Below are 17,449 nucleotides of genomic sequence, written 5' to 3' on the forward strand. Positions count from 1 at the left end.
CGGCGGACGCGGGCCGGCCGGGAGCGCGGCACGGCCCACACCGGCCGGATCCGCATCGACAGCTCCCCGGACGCGGGCGGCCCGACGCCGCCCCCGACCGGTCAACGAACGCCGGGCCGGTCACGACGCGCGGTCAGCTCGGGGTGGCGAAGACCTGCGTCCAGTACGGCCCGTTGCTGCGCGCCACACCCACCCCGATCTGGGTGTACGAGCAGTTGAGGATGTTCTTCCGGTGGCCCTCGGAGTTCATCCAGCCCTCCATGACCGCCGCCGGGGTCTGGTAGTTCCAGGCCACGTTCTCGCCCACCATGCGGTAGCTGTAGCCGGCGGCCTTGACCCGGTCCCAGGGCTGACTGCCGTCGCTGCCCGTGTGGTCCATCTTCCGGTGGTCGGCCTGGTCCTGGCTGTGCCGCTGGGCGGCCAGGTTCAGCTTGGCGTTGACGGTGAGCGCCTTGCAGCCGGCCTTCGCCCGCTCCTGGTTGACGATCGTGACGACCTTCTGCAGCTCGGCGCTGAGCCCGCTCGTGGCGGTGGCCTTCGTGCTCGTGGAGCCGCCGCTCGACCCGCCACCGCTCGACCCACCGCCCGGGGCACTGCTGCGCTCCTGCTGCCGCGACGGGGCGGTGCTGCGGCTCGGCTTCGGGGTGGCCTTCTTCGTCGGGCTCGGCGCGGCGGTGGTCGGTACGGCGGACGGGCTCGCCGACTCGGGCGCGAGCGCGTCGTCGGGTCCGTCCTCGGTCCCGTCGGGCGCCTGCGGCGCGGCGGCCACCGGCGCGTCGGCGGAGGTGCGCTTCGTGCCCTGGTCGCCGCGGGGCAGCAGGACGGCGCCCACGCCGAGGCTCACCACGAGCGTGGCCGCGGCGGCGGCCCCGCCGATCACGAGCGGCCGGGACAGGCGCCGCTTCGGGCGCCGCCGGTCGTCGGCCGGGGTGTCGGTCGCCGGCTGCCAGGTCGCGGTGGGCTGGTCCCAGCCACCGGCCGGCTGCTCCTGCCCCTGCCACGCGGCGGGCTGCTCCCGGCCCTGCCACGCGGGCTCCTGGCCCTGCCACGCGGCGGTGTGCTGCTCCTCGCCGTTCCACCGGTCACGGGGTGCCGGGGGCGCGTTCTCCGGGCCGTAGCCCGCGGGGGCCGGGCCGGCGGGCGGCCGCTGCGCGGCGTCCCCGAACAGGTACGACGACCGCGGCTCGGGCCGGTCGCTGAGCCACGCCGGACCCTCGTCGGTCGGCGGCTCGGGACGCCGGCGGGCGCCCTCCGGTTCGATCGGGTCGTTCCAGCGGTACACGCCTGTCCCCTCCACGGGTCGGTTGCGGGCCCGGGTGACGCTACGGGCGCGCTCCAAGCTGCGGCAACGTGGCTAAGAAAGAGTTAAGGCGAAGCCGGAGCCGAGGATGAGTCGTTCACACATTTCCGGCGTACAGTAAAGGTGTCCGGACAGAGCGTGTCCGCGCCTTGTGGCAGCCCCCCGGCGAGTGGACCGGCCGACGTGGAGATGATCTACGGCCTTGGTCAACTTGACGAAGGAGGGGGTTTCGGCTCAATATGTAGGTGTCGCCAGTCGCGCCCAGCCATGCCCCGATGCAGTGGGAATGGCAGCCGCGAACATCATGGGCGCGCGTTGGCCGGCCTTTCCGGCAGCGCACATCAAGGAGTCAGCATGGCGAAGGCCCTCTACGGCCACGTAAGTGCAGCGCCCGACCGGCGTCTGCTCGACGAGGTCACCCGACTGCGTGCCAGGGTTCAGGCACTGGAGTTCGAGATCACGCGTCTGCGCGCCGACAACGATCGGCTTGCGGCGGCAGCGGCGGAGGCCGATGACCTCCTCCGTCTGGCCGAGCCCGCACTGACCTGATCTCCAGTTGTCGGAAAACTGAATCGCACCACACCGAAAAGCGCGCCGACACTCAAGTGCCGGCGCGCAGCCATGTGTGGACCCCTTTTCGTCGCCGCCGTCGCAATAATCGATCTTGCGGAAGCGTCCGGAATTGCGCCCGGTAATTGTGATCATGCATTTCCGTTCCGTCCGCGACGGCCGGGCGGAAAGCGGGCAGCCGGCCCGGCGGGTGGGTCGCGTGGCGGCGGCGCCCCGGTCCCGGGTTAGTCTGCGGGTTCACCAGGTCCGCGCAGCCGGCGACGGTACGGCGGCCACCGGACGAGGATCGAGAAGGTGCATCTCAAGAGCCTGACGGTGAAGGGCTTCAAATCCTTCGCCTCCGCCACGACGTTGAAGCTGGAGCCCGGGATCACCTGCGTGGTGGGCCCGAACGGCTCCGGCAAGTCCAACGTCGTCGACGCCATCGCCTGGGTGCTCGGCGAGCAGGGCGCCAAGGCGCTGCGCGGCGGCAAGATGGAGGACGTCATCTTCGCCGGCACCGCCGGGCGGGCGCCGCTGGGCCGGGCCGAGGTCACCCTCACCATCGACAACACCGACGGCGCGCTGCCGATCGAGTACACCGAGGTCTCCATCACCCGCCGGATGTTCCGCTCCGGCGAGAGCGAGTACGAGATCAACGGCGACTCCTGCCGCCTGCTCGACATCCAGGAGCTGCTGTCCGACTCGGGCATCGGCCGCGAGATGCACATCATCGTCGGGCAGGGCCGGCTCGACGGCATGCTGCACGCCAAGCCGGAGGACCGGCGCGCGTTCATCGAGGAGGCGGCGGGCGTCCTCAAGCACCGCAAGCGCAAGGAGAAGGCGCTGCGGAAGCTCGACGCGATGCAGACCAACCTCAACCGTCTCACCGACCTCACCGCCGAGCTGCGCCGCCAGCTCAAGCCGCTGGGCCGGCAGGCCGAGGTGGCCCGCCGCGCCGCCGGCATCCAGGCCAACCTGCGCGACGCCCGGCTGCGGCTGCTCGCCGACGACCTGCACACGCTGCGGACCACACTGGACAAGGAGATCGCCGACGAGACCGCGCTGCGCGAGCGGCGCGAGCTGATCGAGGCCGAGCACGGCGAGGTGCAGGGCCGTCTCGGCGAGTTGGAGGCGGCACTGGCCGAGGACGCGCCGCTGCTCGCGGCGGCGCAGGACACCTGGTACCGCCTCTCCGCGCTCCAGGAGCGGTTCCGCTCGATCGAGCAGCTGGCCCGGGAGCGGCTGCGTCACCTCAGCGCCGCCGGCGACGACGAGCGCCCCGGCCGCGACCCGGAGCAACTGGAGGCGGAGTCGCGGCGGGTCCGCGAGCAGGAGGAGGAGCTGCGCGCCGCGCTCACCGAGGACCAGATCCGGCTGGCCGAGGCGGTCGAGCACCGCCAGGAGCTGGAACGCCAGCTCGCCGCCGCCGAACGGGAACTCGTCGCCGCGGCGAAGGCGATCGCCGACCGGCGGGAAGGGCTGGCCCGGCTGACCGGCCAGGTCAACTCCGCCCGGGCGCGGACCACGAGCGCCGGCGAGGAGATCGAACGGCTCGCCGCCGCGCACACCGACGCGATGGGCCGGGCCGAGAAGGCGCAGGCCGACCTGGACGCGGTAGCCGAACAGTCGACCGAGGCGGACCGGGACAACGCCGACCTGGACGCGCGGCACGACGAGGCGGTGGCCGTCCACGAGCGGGCCCAGGCGGCGGTGCGCAGCCTGGCAGACGGTGAGCGCGCCGCCGAGAAGGACGCCGCCACCTGGAAGGCCCGGGAGGAGGCGCTCGCCATGGGCCTGCGCCGCAAGGACGGCGCCGGGGAACTGCTGGCCCGCGCCGACCAGGTGCCCGGCCTGCTCGGCAGCCTCGCCGGGCTGCTCACCGTCGCGCCCGGTGACGAGGCGGCGCTCGCCGCCGCGCTGGGCGGCCTGGCCGACGCGGTGGCGGTCAGCGGCGTGGACGAAGCCGTCGAGGCGATGCGGCTGCTCAAGATCTCCGACGCCGGCCGGGCCGGGCTGCTCGTCGGCAGCCCCGCCGGACCGGGCATGGACGGTCCCGCCGACGCGCTGCGCCCGAAGCTGCCCGAGGGCGCCCGCTGGGCCCCCGACCTGGTGGAGTGCTCGCCCGCGATCCGCCCGGCCGTGCACCGCGCGTTGCGCGATGTGGCGCTCGTCGACGATCTCGCCGCGGCGTCCGCGCTCGTCGCCGCGAACCCGGAGCTGCGCGCGGTCACGCCCGACGGCGACGTGGTCGGTGCGTACGCGGCGGCGGGCGGGTCGGCCAAGGCGCCCAGCTTCATCGAGGTGCAGGCCGCCGTCGAGGAGGCGCGGGCCAACCGGGCCACCGCCGAACGGACCGCCGCCGAGCTGCGCGAACAGCTCGCCGAGGCGCGCGCCGAGGTGGCCGCCGCCAAGGAGGCCGTGCAGCACGCCGCGGCTGCGAAGCGGGAGGCGGAGAGCCACCGCAACGCCGCCGCGCGCCGCCTCGCCGAACTGGGCGCCGCCGCCCGATCCGCCAAGGCGGAGACCGACCGGCTCGGCGAGTCCCGGGCACGCGCCGAGGCGGCCCGGGAGCGGGATCTCGCCGCGCTAGCCGAGCTGGAGGAACGGCTGCGGCTGGCCGAGGCCACCCCGATCGACGCCGAACCGTCCACCGAGGAACGCGACCAGCTCGCCGCCATGGTGCCGCAGGCGCGGCAGAACGAGATGGAGGTCCGGCTCGCGGTGCGTACCGCCGAGGAGCGGGTGGCCTCGATCGCCGGGCGGGCCGACTCGCTGGCCCGGCAGGCCACCGCCGAACGGGCGGCGCGGGAGCGCGCCGCGGCCCGGCGCGCGGCCCGCACGCGCGGCGCCCAGATCGCCCGGGCCGTGGTCGGCGGCGCCCGCGAGGCGCTCACCCGGCTCACCGTCTCCATCGCCCGGGCCGAGGCGCACCGCGACGCCGTCGCCCGCGAACGCGCCGCGCGCGAGGCCGAGCTGTCCGAGGTACGCGGCGCGGCCAAGCGCCTCGCCGCCGAGCTGGAGCGGCTGACCAGCCAGGTGCACCGCGACGAGGTGGCCCGTGCCGAGCAGCGGATGCGCATCGAGCAGCTGGAGGCGAAGGCCGCCGAGGACTTCGGGCTGGACGTGGCCACGCTCGTCGCCGAGTACGGCCCGGACCGGCTGGTCCCGCCCACCGACGCGGACGTGGCGCTCGCCGAGAAGGAGGGCCGTCCGGTGCCCGAGCCGGTCCGCTACGAGCGGCCGGTGCAGGAGAAACGGGCCGCCAAGGCGGAGCGGGAACTGGCCCTGCTGGGCAAGGTGAACCCGCTCGCGCTCGAGGAGTTCGCCGCACTGGAGGAGCGTTACAAGTTCCTCTCCGAGCAGCTGGAGGACCTCAAGGCCACCCGGCGTGACCTGCTCACCGTGGTCAAGGACGTGGACGACCGGATCCTTGAGGTCTTCGCGAGCGCGTTCGAGGACACCGCCCGGGAGTTCGAGCAGGTCTTCACCGTGCTGTTCCCCGGCGGCGAGGGCCGGCTCGTGCTCACCGACCCGGAGGACCTGCTGACCACCGGCGTCGAGGTCGAGGCCCGCCCGCCGGGCAAGAAGATCAAGCGGCTCTCGCTGCTCTCCGGCGGGGAGCGGTCGCTCACGGCGGTGGCGATGCTCGTGGCGATCTTCCGCGCCCGGCCCAGCCCGTTCTACATCATGGACGAGGTGGAGGCGGCGCTCGACGACGTGAACCTGGGCCGCCTGATCACGCTGCTGGCCCAGTTGCGGGAGAAGAGCCAGCTCATCGTGATCACGCACCAGAAGCGGACCATGGAGATCGCCGACGCGCTCTACGGTGTGACGATGCGCGCCGGTGTGACCCAGGTGATCAGCCAGCGGCTCAACCGGGCCGACGACGAGGAACAGGTGACGAGCGAGTGAGTCGGGAACGCGCCACGGCGCTCCTGGTGGACTTCGACGGCGTACTGCGCCGCTGGGATCCGGCGGTGGCCGCCGGCGTCGAGCGGGAGTACGGGCTGACCGAGGGCGTCCTCGGTGAGATCGCGATGTCCTGGGGACTGCTCCAGCCGGTGCTCACCGGCCAGGTCAGCCACGCCCAGTGGATGGTGAGCGTGGCCGACGCGCTGACCCCCGCCGTCGGTGCGGACCGGGCCCGTGCGGCGGTCCAGGAGTGGCAGAGCTACCGCGGTGAGGTCGACCCGGAGGTGCTGACGTTCCTCCGCGAGGTGCGGGCCGCCGGCATCCGGGTCGGGCTGGGCACCAACGCCACCGACCTGCTCGACGCCGACCTGGCCGCGCTGGGCCTGACCGAGGAGCTGGACGTGATCGTCAACTCCTCGGTCGTGGGGGTGCACAAGCCGGCGAAGGAGTACTTCCAGGCCGCCTGCGAGGCGCTGGAGACGCCGCCGGGGCGGGTGCTGTTCGTCGACGACGAGGACCGCGCGGTGGCCGGCGCCCGGGTGGCGGGTCTGTCCGCGCACCGCTGGAGCGGCCCGGCCGACCTGCGGTACCTGCGCGCCGCGCTGGCGTACTGAGCCGGACGGGCCCCGTGTCCCGCCCGGCTCGTGCGCCGCTCACCGCAGGCCCGGCACCTCGGAGACCGTGAACGGCGGGGTGGGCGTGGTGGCGAAGAGTTGGCTGTCCACCCAGAGCAGCCGGCCGGCGTCGCGCGCCACCGAGGTCGGCGACCGCTCCGTGCCGACCGGACGGGACCGCTCGACCACCCGGGCGGTCCGCAGTCCGTCGTCGAGCCGGGCCACGTTCACCAGGAACCGGGTGCCGCCGGCGCCGTCCGGTTCGTTGACCACGCCGTAGAGCCGGTTCCCCTCCAGCAGCAGGCCGTCCGCGCCCATCCGACCACCGCTGATCTCGACCTCGGTCACCGACCGGCCGCCCAGGTCGACCCGGAACAGGCGCTCGCCGCCCTGTTCCGCGACCAGTGCGACCCGGCCCGACGGGTCGGCCACGACGCCGTTGAGGAAGACCGGGGCGGCCGGGAAGTCGTCGGGGCCTACCCAGGGGACCATGGTGCCGACGCGCCCGCCGTCGAGTGCGGCGCGCCACAGGGTGCCGGTGGCGGAGTCGGTGACGTAGACGGCGTCGCCGGTGACCGCCAGGTCGTTGAGGGCCGCGCCGGGTGCGGCGGTGCGGCGGGCCAGCAGGGCGCCGTCCGGCGCGTACACGAAAGGGTGCCGGTGGTCCAGCCGGCGACGAGGACGCGCCCCCGGTGGTCCACCCGGACCCCGGCGGCGCTGGTCCGGCCGTCGGCGCCGGGGGCGAGGAACGGGCGCAGCCCGGCCCGGCGGGTGTCGCCCCGGTAGACCGCGCCGGTGGCCGAACTCGTGACGTACATCGTGCCGGAGGGGGTGACCGCGAGCCCTTCGGGCAGCACGCCCGGCGCGCGGGAGACGACGTAGGTGTCGGGACGGACGCTGGTGGGGGCAGGCCGGGACGCGCCGACGGTCACCGCCGTCAGGACCGCGGTGGCCACCGCGAGGAGTGTCTTCACGCGACGCAGCGTCCGACGGTGCCGGCCCGCCCGGAAGCCCCTTTCGGTACGGGCCGAAAGGTGGCTACCGTTGCGCCGGTGACCACCGTGCGGCTCAACGCCACCGACCTGAGCCGCACGGTCCTGCGGTCCTGTCCGGCGGTGCTGGTCGAGCTGGCGATGGCCGCCCAGCGGCTGGTCCTGGCGGACGTGCCGGAGCACCTCGCCGGTTGGTGGTCCCGGACCCGGGCGGCGTTGCGCCCCGAGATGCGTCCCTACCTGGACCTGTGCCGGACGCCCTACCTGGTGCCGGACTTCGTGACCCCGCCGGTGTTCGACGGCGGTCTCGACGCCCTGCTGGACCGGGTCGCCGGCACCCCGGACGAGGTGCTCGCCGCCGAGTTGGGCCCGCTGGTGGCGTCCGGCGCGCTGCCCGCCCGGGTGGCGCCGCTGGCCGCCGGGGAGCCCGCCGCCCGGGCCCGGCTGCGGGCCGCGATGCGGGCCTTTTACGGCGTGGCGCTCGCGCCCTACTGGGCGGAGATCGAGACGGCGGTACGCGCCGACCGGGCGGTACGCGGCCACACGCTGGCGGCCGGCGGCCTCGACCGGGTGCTGCGCGACCTCAGCCCGTACCTGGCCTGGGCCGAGACGGGGGAGGACTACGCGCTGTCCTACCGGTGCGCGGTCGCCGACGACGTCGAGGTGGCCGCGGGCGGGCGGGGCCTGATCCTGCTGCCCTGCCACCTCGCCCCGCAGCCCTACCTGCTGGCGGACCCGGGCGGCCCGCTGGTGCTGGTGTATCCGATCCGGCCGGGGCGGCGTGAGCTGGGGCCCGGGGCGCCGCTGGCGGACCTGCTCGGGCGCACCCGGGCGGCCGTGTTGGCGGCCACCGCCGACGCCCCGGGCACCTTGCAGCTCGCCCGCCGCGTCGGCGTCTCCGCCGCCACGGCCAGCGAGCACGCGGCGACCCTGCGGGCCGCCGGGCTGATCACCACGCGGCGGGACGGCGCGGCGGTGCGGCACTGCCTCACCCCGCTGGGCGAGCAGGTGCTGCGGGCGGGCGCCCCGGCCGGGGTCAGGCCCCGGTGACGCCGTCGATACGCTCGCGGATCAGGTCGGCGTGGCCGTTGTGCCGGGCGTACTCCTCGATCATGTGGACGTAGACCCAGCGCAGGCTGATCTCGTGGGTGGTGTCGCCCCGGCGGTGGTGGAAGGTGTGCTCCAGCGGCAGGCCGGCCACCGCCTCCTGGGCCGCCTCGATCTCGGCCCGCAGGGTGGCGAACGCCTCGGCCGGGTCGGCGTCGGCGATGTCGTTGTGGTCCGCGTCCGGGTCGGTGCTGTAGTCGTAGAGCGTGGGCACGTCCTGCCCGGCGGCGCGGATGCGGAACCACCAGCGCTCCACGTCGGCCATGTGCCGGACCAGGCCGAGCAGGGTCAGCCCGGAGGGCTCGACGCTGCGGGTCCGCAGTTGCTCGGCGGTCAGCCCGGCGCACTTGTGCACCAGGGTGTCGCGGTGCAGGTCGAGCCAGCCCTGCAGCATGGTGCGCTCGTCGGCGACGAAAGGCTCGTGGCGGCGGTCGATCTCAGGAACGGTCCAGGTCATGGGCGCAGATGTTAAGAGGGGCCCCCTGTACAACGCGAGGCGTTAACAGGGGGCCCTTCCTTACACCATCAGGGGACCACGACGACGGGCCAGCGGCCGGTGCGCACCAGCCGGGTGGCGACCGAGCCGACCAGCCTGTGCCCGGCCTGCTCGGACGAGCCGACCACCACCATGTCGGCCCGGTGCTCGTCCGCGGCCCGGCACAGCTCGGTGTAGGCGTCGCCGCGCCGGCACAGGAACGTCACCGGCAGGTCCAGTTCCTCGGCCCCGCGCCGGCACTCCGCGCGCAGCTCGTCGGCCAGCTCGTCGTGGGTCTGCTGGACCGCACCGGCCACCACGCCGGAGAGCATCGCGCTGTACGAGGCGGGCGAGCTGACGAACACCGCCACCAGCGTGGCGCCCTGCCGCCGGGCCAGTCCGGCGGCGTACGCGGCGGCGCGCATCGAGGTGCGGCTGCCGTCCACGCCGACGAGCACCACCCGTGGCCCGTCCGTACCCCGTTCGTAGGGCAGCGGACGGGTCTGCGGGCCGTACCGTTCACGCTCCGCGGCGTCCATCGTCAGTCCTTCGTTCCGGCCGGAACGGCCTCGGCCGTCTCCCGTCCGGCGGGCACCGGCTCGGCGTTGGAGCGGCGCAGCGGCACCTCCCGGATGAGGACCACAGCGATCAGGGCGAGCAGTCCGAACGGGGCGGCGGCCAGGAAGATGTCACCGGCGGCGTGGCCGTACGCGGACTCGACCACGGCGCGGATCGGGCCGGGGAGCGTGTGCACGTCCGGCAGGCCGCCGCCACCCGACCCGGAGGCCGGGACGCCGAGGCGGCTCAGGCCGTCGGCCAGGTAGCCGGTGACCCGGTGCCCGAGGATCGCGCCGAGCGCGCTGACGCCGATCGCGCCGCCGAGGCTGCGGAAGAACGCCACCACCGAGCTGGCCGCGCCGAGTTCGTCCGGGCGGACCGTGTTCTGCACGGCCAGCACCAGGTTCTGCATGCTCATGCCGACGCCGAGGCCGATCAGCGCCATGAACACGGCGAGGCGCCAGTACGGGGTGTCCGCGCGCATGGTGCCCATCAGCGCGAAGCCGGCGGTGAGCAGCACCGAGCCGATGACCAGCCAGCTCTTCCAGCGACCGGTGGCGGTGATGATCCGGCCGACCACCGTCGAGGAGACCAGCAGGCCGCCGATCATGGGCAGCGTCATCAGGCCGGACATGGTCGGGCTGGCGCCACGGCTGATCTGGAAGTACTGGCCGAGGAAGACCGAGGCGCCGAACATGCCGACGCCGACCGCGATGCTGGCGATCACGGCGAGCGTGATGGTGCGGTTGCGGAACAGGTGCGGCGGGATCATCGGCTCCGCGGCACGCTTCTCGACCCGGGCGGCGAGCACGCCGAGCACCGCCGCGCCGGCCACCATCACGCCGCTGGTCCAGGAGATCCAGTCGTACCTGTCGCCGGCCAGGGTGATCCAGACCAGCAGCAGCGAGACGGCGGCGGTGATGAGCGTGGCACCCCACCAGTCGATCTTCACCTCGCGCCTGACCACCGGCAGGCGCAGCGTCCGCTGGAGCACGACCAGGGCGAGCACGGCGAACGGCACGCCGACGTAGAAGCACCAGCGCCAGCCGAGCCAGGAGGTGTCCACGATGACGCCGCCGATCAGCGGGCCGCCGATGGTGCCGACGGCCATCACCGCGCCGAGGTAGCCGCTGTACCGGCCGCGCTCGCGCGGCGCGATCATCGTCGCCATGATCACCTGGGCCAGGGCGGTGAGGCCGCCCGCGCCGACGCCCTGCACCACGCGGCAGGCGATCAGCTCACCCGTGGTCTGCGCCTGCCCGGCGAGCACCGAGCCCAGCACGAAGACCACCAGGGAGAGCTGGACCAGCAGCTTCTTGCTGAACAGGTCGGAGAGCTTGCCCCAGATGGGCGTGGTCGCGGTGGTCGCCAGCAGCGTCGAGGTGACCACCCAGGTGTACGCGGACTGGCCGCCGCGCAGGTCGGTGATGATTCGCGGCAGCGCGTTGGAGACCACGGTGGAGGAGAGGATCGCGACGAACATGCCCAGCAGCAGGCCGGAGAGCGCCTCCAGGATCTGCCGATGGGACATGTCGACGGCGGTCGCCCGCGCGGGCGCAGTCGCCTGGGTCATCGTGGATTGCCTCCGGAGCGGGAAAAAGGTTGCCTTGGGCAACCGTATAAGTCGTTGCCTTGAGCAACAACTCCTGCCGGACCGGCTTTGTTCCCCCCGCCGGGGGCATCAGAACGACTCGTTGAAGCGGTGCATCAGCCGGGCCAGGTCCGCCACGTCCTCTTTCGGCCAGCTTTCGAGCGAACGCCTTATCTGTCCGAGTCGCGCCGCCCGGGCCGCGTCGAACCGCCGCGTGCCCTCCTCGGTCAGGCTCAGCTGGGCCGCCCGCCGGTCGGTCGGGTCCGGGTCGCGCCGGACCAGGCCCAGCGCCTCCAGCCCGCCGATCTGGCGGCTCAGCGTGCCCTTCCCGATGCCCAGCTTCGCGGCCAGGTCGGTGAGGCGGATCGATCCGGAGCGGCGCAGCCAGAGCAGCAGGCCGTACGCGTTCGGTTCCAGGTTCGGGTGGACCTCGCGGGCGATCTCCCAGGACAACGCCCGGCCGCGGCGCAGCAGCGCGGTCAACTCGTGCTCCACGGCGCGCAGCGTCTCGTCCACGCTCAGAGGGTACTCAGTCCCCGTCGCTGAGTTGCTGTTGCGCCACCGGTCGCAGCTCGCCCTCGCTGGTCGTGCCCTCTATCACCACGGCGGCCCTGCGACCCTGATGCGTGAGCGTGGCGACCGCGTTACCGAAGTAGGGCCCCGCCAGCTTCCGCCAGCGCACCGGCGGGCGGCGTACCCCGGCCGAGCGTGCCAGCGCCCGGGTCGCCCCGGCCGGGCCGGGATTCCAGCCCAGCGTCATCAGCGGGCGCATCGCGGCCGGCACCTGGTTGTGGATCGGCGAACAGGTGAGCTGGTACACGGGTGTGCGGACGTCACGGTCGGCGAACCGCGCCCGCGCCACGTACGAGTGGTGCACGTCACCGGAGAGCACGCTGATCGACGCCGGTCGCGCGTACGCCGGCCCGGCGCCCACCCGCGCCCCGGTGCGCGGCGCGGTACCGCTGCCCAGCCGCGCGAACAGCTCGCCCAGCGCCTCGAACGAGCGCCGGAACGCGGCCCAGTGCTCCAGGTCCAGGGCCCGGCGGATCTGCTCGGAGATCCGCGCCACCCACTGCCGGTCGGAGTCGGCCAGGCGCTCGTTCCACGCCTCGACGTGGTGGATGCCCGGCGGCAGCAGCCACGGCAGCGAGCTGCCCACCACCAGATGGTCGTAGGTGCCGTGCGCCTGGTCGAGGAACCACGACCACTCGCCCGGCGGCAGCATCGCCCGGCTGCCGGGCAGGAGCACCCGGCTGGACCGGTTGTCCAGCATGACCAGGCGGGTACGGCCCAGGTCCAGCGCGTAGCTCCACTGGTATTGCACGGCCCGCCAGCGCTCGGTGTCGTGCGCCAGGTCGGCCTCCTTGTCGACCCGCTCGCCGAACTCGTGCAGCACACCGGTGGCGTCCTCGGCGGCGATCACCTTCGCGTACACCGGGTCGGCGGCGATCTCGTCCGGGCTCAGGTTGCCCAGGTGCTGGTAGACCCAGTAGGAGGCGAGGCCGCTGCGGATCCGCTCGGCCCACCACGGCTGCTCGCGCATGTCCGCGCGCCACGACTGCGAGGTGTTCCAGTCGTCGATCACCTCGTGGTCGTCGAAGATCATCACGCTCGGCACGGTGGAGAACAGCCAGCGGATCTCCGGGTCGCGCCACGACTCCAGATAGAGCTTGGTGTACTCGTCGAAGCTCACCACCTGAGTCGCCGGGGCGTCCTTCGGCCGCCGCCGGCGGCGCTTGAGCAGCCGCCGCACCGTGGGCGAGGTCTCGTCCGCGTACACCTGGTCGCCGAGCAGCACCAGCAGGTCGGGCAGCACGGCCTCGTCGGGCGCCGCCATCACCCGCCGGGCGTACGCGTCCAGCGCATCAGGCGGCAGCTTCCGCGCGGTGGAGTGCTGGGTGGTCTCCCGGCACGAGCCGAACAGCAGCCGCACCGGCTGGTCCGCGTCGTCGAGCGCGCGGGTGCGGATCACGCTGGGCGGGAACGACGAGTCCGGCAGCGGCCACGCCACCTCGTCGTCGATCAGCACCTCGTAGGTCGTGGCGGCGTCCGGGGTGAGCCCGCTCACCACGACGATCGCGTAGTGGTGGTCGTACGCGGAGAAGGTGGGCGAGCTGCCGGTGGCGCCGTCCGCCGTGCGGACGGTGACCACGGCGGGCGAACTGGTCTCCACCCAGACGGTCGCCCGCGTGTCGACGACCCGGCGCAGCAGCGGGCCGATGAGCAGGCGGGAACCGGGCACGACGCACCTCCGACAAGATCGTTGCGGCTGATTCCTACCCGGCCGGCGGTTGCGGTACGCCTTCCGGTGTGAGCGTACCCGCAGGTTGTTCGCGTGCCGAGGCGGTGAGTGGGACGCCGTCGCCGGCATCTGACAGGATTTCGGGCATGACGGAATACCTCCTCGTCGCTCTCGCCCTGCTCGGCGTGCTGATCATCGGCGGCCTGAGCCTCGTGGTGCCCCGGCTGCGCCGGCGCCCGCAGCCGCCGCTGCCGCGTACGGAGGTCGACACCCGGACCGAGGAGGACCTGGCCGGCCCGCCGGTCGAGGCCCCGGAGGCGGAACTCACCACCGGCGTGGTGGTCGAGGCGCCGCCGGCCCCTCCGGTCGAGGTGCCGCAGGTCGAGGTGCCGGAGCCGACCGCCGGCCGCCTGGTCCGGCTGCGCTCGCGGCTGTCCCGCTCGCAGAACGTCTTCGGCAAGGGCCTGCTCGGCCTGCTCAGCCGCGACCGGCTGGACGAGGACACCTGGGAGGAGATCGAGGACAGCCTGATCACCGCCGACGTCGGCATCGACGCCACCCGGGAGATCGTCGACCGGCTGCGCGAGCGGACCCGGGTGCTCGGCACGCGGACCGGGGAGGAACTGCGCGCGCTGCTCGCCGCCGAGCTGGTCAACGCGCTCGACCCGGGCCTGGACCGCTCGCTGCGCACCGCGCCGAAGGAGGGCGTCCCGGCGGTGGTGCTCGTGGTCGGCGTCAACGGCGCCGGCAAGACCACCACCTGCGGCAAGATCGCCCGGGTGCTCGTCGCGGACGGCCGCAGCGTGCTGCTCGGCGCCGCCGACACGTTCCGGGCCGCCGCCGCCGACCAGCTGGAGACCTGGGGCGGCCGGGTGGGCGCCGAGACGGTCCGCGGGCCCGAGGCCGCCGACCCGGCGAGCGTCGCGTTCGACGCGGTCAAGCGCGGCATCGACACCGGCGTGGACACCGTGCTCATCGACACCGCCGGCCGACTGCAGAACAAGATCGGCCTGATGGACGAGCTGGGCAAGGTCAAGCGGGTGGTGGAGAAGCACGGCCCGATCGACGAGACGCTGCTGATCCTCGACGCCACCACCGGCCAGAACGGGCTGGAGCAGGCGCGGGTCTTCACCGAGGCGGTGAACGTCACCGGCGTGGTGCTGACCAAGCTCGACGGCACCGCCAAGGGCGGCATCGTGATCGCCGTGCAGCGCAAGCTCGGCATCCCGGTCAAGCTCGTCGGCCTCGGCGAGGGCAAGGACGACCTGGCCCCGTTCGACCCGGCACAGTTCGTCGACGCGTTGCTCGGCACCGAGCCGCTCGCCCGGGACGCGTAGCCTCTCCCGTGACGACTGACGATCGCGCCTACGCGGGGTGGCGCGACCCCAGCCACCCGTCGCCACGCCTCGGGAGACCGTACGTGACTTCGCAGGAGATCCCGCTGCACGGCGGGAACGTGAGCACCGTGGTCCGTGTGGGAGACACGGTCCGGCGCAACGCCGGCCCGTGGACGCCCTCCGTGCACGCGCTGCTGCGCCACCTGGAGTACGTCGGATTCACCGGCGCGCCCCGGGCGCTCGGCATGGACGAGCGCAACCGGGAGGTCCTGTCGTACCTGGAGGGGGAGTGCGGGGAGTACCCGCTGGCCCCGCACTGGGTCACCGACGAGGCCCTGGTCACGGTGGCCACCATGCTGCGGATGTTCCACGACGCGCAGTACGGCTTCACCCCGCCGCCCGGCGCGGTCTGGCGCTCGTTCGGGCCACCCCCGCCGGACACCGAGGTTATCTGCCACCACGACGCCGCGCCGCACAACGTGATCTGGCGGCCGGACGGCACGCTCGGGCTGATCGACTTCGACCTCGCCTCGCCCGGCGCCCGCATCTACGACGTAGCGTACGCGGCTTGGACCTGGGTGCCGATCTTCTCCGACCGGGACTCGATCACGCTCGGCTGGAAACACCCGGACCGGCCGCGCCGGCTGCGGCTGTTCGCCGACGCGTACGGGCTGATCCCGCGCGACCGGCACCGGTTGATCCGGACCATCCGCAAGCGCATCGTCGACCACGTCGAGGGCATCCGGCGGATGGCCGCCGCCGGTGAGCCGGCCTTCGTCCGGATCGTCCACAAGGGCCACCTGCGTCGGCCTATGCGTGACCTGCGGCTGCTCGACTACGAGCGGCACCAGCTGGAGTACGCGCTGCGCTGAGCAAGATCGGCGTTCTTCACACGCCGGAAACAACCCGTCACGCGTCGGAAATCGCGCGGTGTCGCTGAAGGAAACAGCCGGCGACGAAGCTTCCGCGCAACCGGCTGACGGGCGATGCTGCCAGGTCTCAGTCGGAGGGAGGAATACGACAACGAGAGGAGGCAGCGTGGAGATCGACACCGGGAACACTGCCTGGTTGCTTGTCTCGACTGCCCTCGTGCTGCTCATGACCCCCGGTCTCGCGCTGTTCTACGGCGGCCTGAACCGGTCCAAGGGCGTTCTGAACATGATGATGATGAGCTTCTCGTCCATCGGGCTCGTCAGCATCCTGTGGCTTTTCTACGGCTTCACCGTCGCCTTCGGCGAGGGCGGCAGGTTCTGGGGTGACCTGGGCCAGTACCTCGGCACCAAGACCTTCGTCGGCGAGAACGACCTGTGGGGCGAGACCGGCATCCCGATCTACGTCTTCATCGCCTTCCAGATGATGTTCGCGATCATCACCGTGGCGCTGATCAGCGGCGCACTGTCCGACCGGGTGAAGTTCGCCGGCTGGCTGCTGTTCGCGTTCGGCTGGGCCACCCTGGTCTACTTCCCGGTCGCCCACATGGTCTGGGGCGGCGGGCTGATCGGCGGCGACATCGGCGCGCTGGACTTCGCCGGTGGTACCGCTGTGCACATCAACGCCGGTGCGGCGGCGCTCGCGCTGGTGCTCGTGCTCGGCAAGCGGGTCGGCTGGCCGCGCGAGAGCATGAAGCCGCACAACGTCCCGATGGTCGCCCTCGGCGCCGCGCTGCTGTGGTTCGGCTGGTTCGGCTTCAACGCCGGCTCCGAGCTGACCGCCGACGGGGTCACCGCGCTGGCGTTCATCAACACCCAGGTCGCCACCGCCGCCGCGCTGCTCGGCTGGATCGTGGTGGAGTGGCTGCGCGACGGTAAGCCGACCCTGGTCGGTGCCTCGTCCGGCGCCATCGCCGGCCTGGTCGCCATCACCCCGGCCTGTGCGTTCATCACCCCGGCCGCAGCGGTGCTGCTGGGCGTGGTGGCCGGTGCGGTCTGCGCCCTCGCGGTCGGCCTGAAGTACCGGCTCGGCTACGACGACTCGCTCGACGTGGTCGGCGTGCACTTCGTCGGCGGCTGGATCGGCTGCCTCTGGATCGGCCTGTTCGGCACCGCCTCGGTCAGCTCGCTGGTGGAGACCGACGGTCTGCTCGTCGGCGGCGACGCCTCGCTGCTCGGCAAGCAGGCGATCAGCGCGCTGATCGTCAGCGTCTACTCCTTCGTGGTCGCCTTCGCCCTGGGCTTCGTGATCGACAAGACGATCGGCCTGCGGGTCTCCGCCGAGGCCGAGGTCGACGGCATCGACATCGCCGAGCACGCGGAGAGCGGCTACGACCTGTCGCCCACCACGGGCAGCAGCGGTGGCGCGTTCGCGATGGCCGGGATCGGCGCCGGCAAGCCGGCCGCGGAGCCCGCCGTCGAGACCGACGAGTCCGCGCCGGTCAGCGAGAAGGTCGCCGGTTAACGTTCCTGGGATGGAGGGGTTGGACATGAAGCTGGTGACCGCGGTCATCAAGCCGTACCAGCTGGACGCGGTGAAGGAGGCCCTGCACGCGCTCGGCGTGGCCGGGCTGACCGTCAGCGAGGTCCAGGGCTACGGCCGGCAGAAGGGGCACACCGAGGTCTACCGGGGTGCCGAGTATACGGTCGAGTTCCTGCCCAAGATCCGGGTCGAGGTGCTCACCGACGAGATGGACGTCGACAAGATCGTGGACGCGATCGTCGGCGCCGCCCGGACCGGCAAGATCGGCGACGGCAAGGTCTGGGTGACCGGCGTCGAGGAGGTCGTCCGGGTACGTACCGGCGAGCGCGGGCTCGACGCCCTCTGATCGCCGGATCC

15 protein-coding genes are annotated in these 17,449 nt (G+C 73.1%); 8 read left to right on the forward strand and 7 right to left on the reverse strand.

The annotated features are described in order from the left end of the window. Nucleotides 1-133: 133 nt before the first annotated feature. Nucleotides 134-1,282, reverse strand: a complete 1,149-nt coding sequence (locus ACPCK6_RS17595; protein WP_423481654.1) for a CAP domain-containing protein — start codon at nucleotides 1,280-1,282, stop codon at nucleotides 134-136. A 372-nt stretch (nucleotides 1,283-1,654) separates the two neighbouring features. Between ACPCK6_RS17595 and ACPCK6_RS17600 the strand changes: the two genes are divergently transcribed. From ACPCK6_RS17600 to ACPCK6_RS17610, 3 genes are all read left to right on the forward strand, one after another. Beyond that, a complete protein-coding gene (locus ACPCK6_RS17600) occupies nucleotides 1,655-1,849 on the forward strand; it encodes a hypothetical protein (protein ID WP_013284566.1) in 195 nt (64 codons plus the stop codon). A gap of 315 nt (nucleotides 1,850-2,164) precedes the next feature. Continuing rightward, complete coding sequence (gene smc, locus ACPCK6_RS17605; protein WP_423481655.1) at nucleotides 2,165-5,764, forward strand: chromosome segregation protein SMC; 3,600 nt, start codon at nucleotides 2,165-2,167, stop codon at nucleotides 5,762-5,764. After that, nucleotides 5,761-6,378: an HAD family hydrolase gene (locus tag ACPCK6_RS17610; protein WP_396880281.1), complete on the forward strand. Its 618-nt coding sequence runs from the start codon at nucleotides 5,761-5,763 to the stop codon at nucleotides 6,376-6,378. Before smc ends, ACPCK6_RS17610 begins: the two co-directional genes overlap by 4 nt. Before the next feature lie 39 nt (nucleotides 6,379-6,417). On the opposite strand, the gene ACPCK6_RS17615 is transcribed toward ACPCK6_RS17610, so the two are convergent. Then, nucleotides 6,418-7,026, reverse strand: coding sequence for an NHL repeat-containing protein (locus tag ACPCK6_RS17615; protein WP_423481656.1), 609 nt, complete (start codon nucleotides 7,024-7,026; stop codon nucleotides 6,418-6,420). 404 nt (nucleotides 7,027-7,430) lie between these two features. Here ACPCK6_RS17615 and ACPCK6_RS17620 point away from each other — a divergent pair, with 404 nt between their 5' ends. Further along, complete coding sequence (locus ACPCK6_RS17620; protein WP_423481657.1) at nucleotides 7,431-8,420, forward strand: ArsR/SmtB family transcription factor; 990 nt, start codon at nucleotides 7,431-7,433, stop codon at nucleotides 8,418-8,420. On the opposite strand, the gene ACPCK6_RS17625 is transcribed toward ACPCK6_RS17620, so the two are convergent. From ACPCK6_RS17625 to ACPCK6_RS17645, 5 genes are all read right to left on the reverse strand, one after another. Then, nucleotides 8,407-8,934, reverse strand: coding sequence for a DinB family protein (locus ACPCK6_RS17625; protein WP_423481658.1), 528 nt, complete (start codon nucleotides 8,932-8,934; stop codon nucleotides 8,407-8,409). The genes ACPCK6_RS17620 and ACPCK6_RS17625 overlap by 14 nt on opposite strands. Nucleotides 8,935-9,002: 68 nt before the next feature. Then, complete coding sequence (locus ACPCK6_RS17630) at nucleotides 9,003-9,491, reverse strand: universal stress protein (protein WP_194799703.1); 489 nt, start codon at nucleotides 9,489-9,491, stop codon at nucleotides 9,003-9,005. Nucleotides 9,492-9,493: 2 nt separating this feature from the next. Further along, the gene (locus ACPCK6_RS17635) at nucleotides 9,494-11,083 is read right to left on the reverse strand and encodes an MDR family MFS transporter (RefSeq protein WP_194799704.1); all 1,590 of its coding nucleotides are present in this window, start codon (nucleotides 11,081-11,083) and stop codon (nucleotides 9,494-9,496) included. Nucleotides 11,084-11,191: 108 nt separating this feature from the next. Beyond that, entirely contained in the window at nucleotides 11,192-11,617 is a 426-nt protein-coding gene (locus ACPCK6_RS17640; RefSeq protein ID WP_013284573.1) for a MarR family winged helix-turn-helix transcriptional regulator, read from the reverse strand. Nucleotides 11,618-11,630: 13 nt separating this feature from the next. After that, nucleotides 11,631-13,343, reverse strand: coding sequence for an alkaline phosphatase D family protein (locus ACPCK6_RS17645; RefSeq protein ID WP_194799705.1), 1,713 nt, complete (start codon nucleotides 13,341-13,343; stop codon nucleotides 11,631-11,633). A 146-nt stretch (nucleotides 13,344-13,489) separates the two neighbouring features. On the opposite strand from ACPCK6_RS17645, the gene ftsY reads away from it, so the two are divergent. The 4 genes from ftsY to ACPCK6_RS17665 all read left to right on the forward strand — a co-directional run bounded on the left by ftsY (nucleotide 13,490) and on the right by ACPCK6_RS17665 (nucleotide 17,438). After that, nucleotides 13,490-14,680: a signal recognition particle-docking protein FtsY gene (gene ftsY, locus ACPCK6_RS17650; RefSeq protein ID WP_013284575.1), complete on the forward strand. Its 1,191-nt coding sequence runs from the start codon at nucleotides 13,490-13,492 to the stop codon at nucleotides 14,678-14,680. An 8-nt stretch (nucleotides 14,681-14,688) separates the two neighbouring features. Further along, on the forward strand, nucleotides 14,689-15,552 hold the full coding sequence (locus ACPCK6_RS17655; protein WP_174361701.1) for a phosphotransferase: 864 nt from the start codon (nucleotides 14,689-14,691) through the stop codon (nucleotides 15,550-15,552). A gap of 166 nt (nucleotides 15,553-15,718) precedes the next feature. Then, nucleotides 15,719-17,074, forward strand: coding sequence for an ammonium transporter (locus tag ACPCK6_RS17660; RefSeq protein ID WP_262014779.1), 1,356 nt, complete (start codon nucleotides 15,719-15,721; stop codon nucleotides 17,072-17,074). Between the two features lie 25 nt (nucleotides 17,075-17,099). Continuing rightward, nucleotides 17,100-17,438, forward strand: a complete 339-nt coding sequence (locus ACPCK6_RS17665) for a P-II family nitrogen regulator (RefSeq protein ID WP_013284578.1) — start codon at nucleotides 17,100-17,102, stop codon at nucleotides 17,436-17,438. Nucleotides 17,439-17,449: the final 11 nt, after the last annotated feature.

Source organism: Micromonospora sp. AB353, assembly GCF_049538395.1.
Taxonomy (GTDB): Bacteria; Actinomycetota; Actinomycetes; order Mycobacteriales; family Micromonosporaceae; genus Micromonospora; species Micromonospora aurantiaca.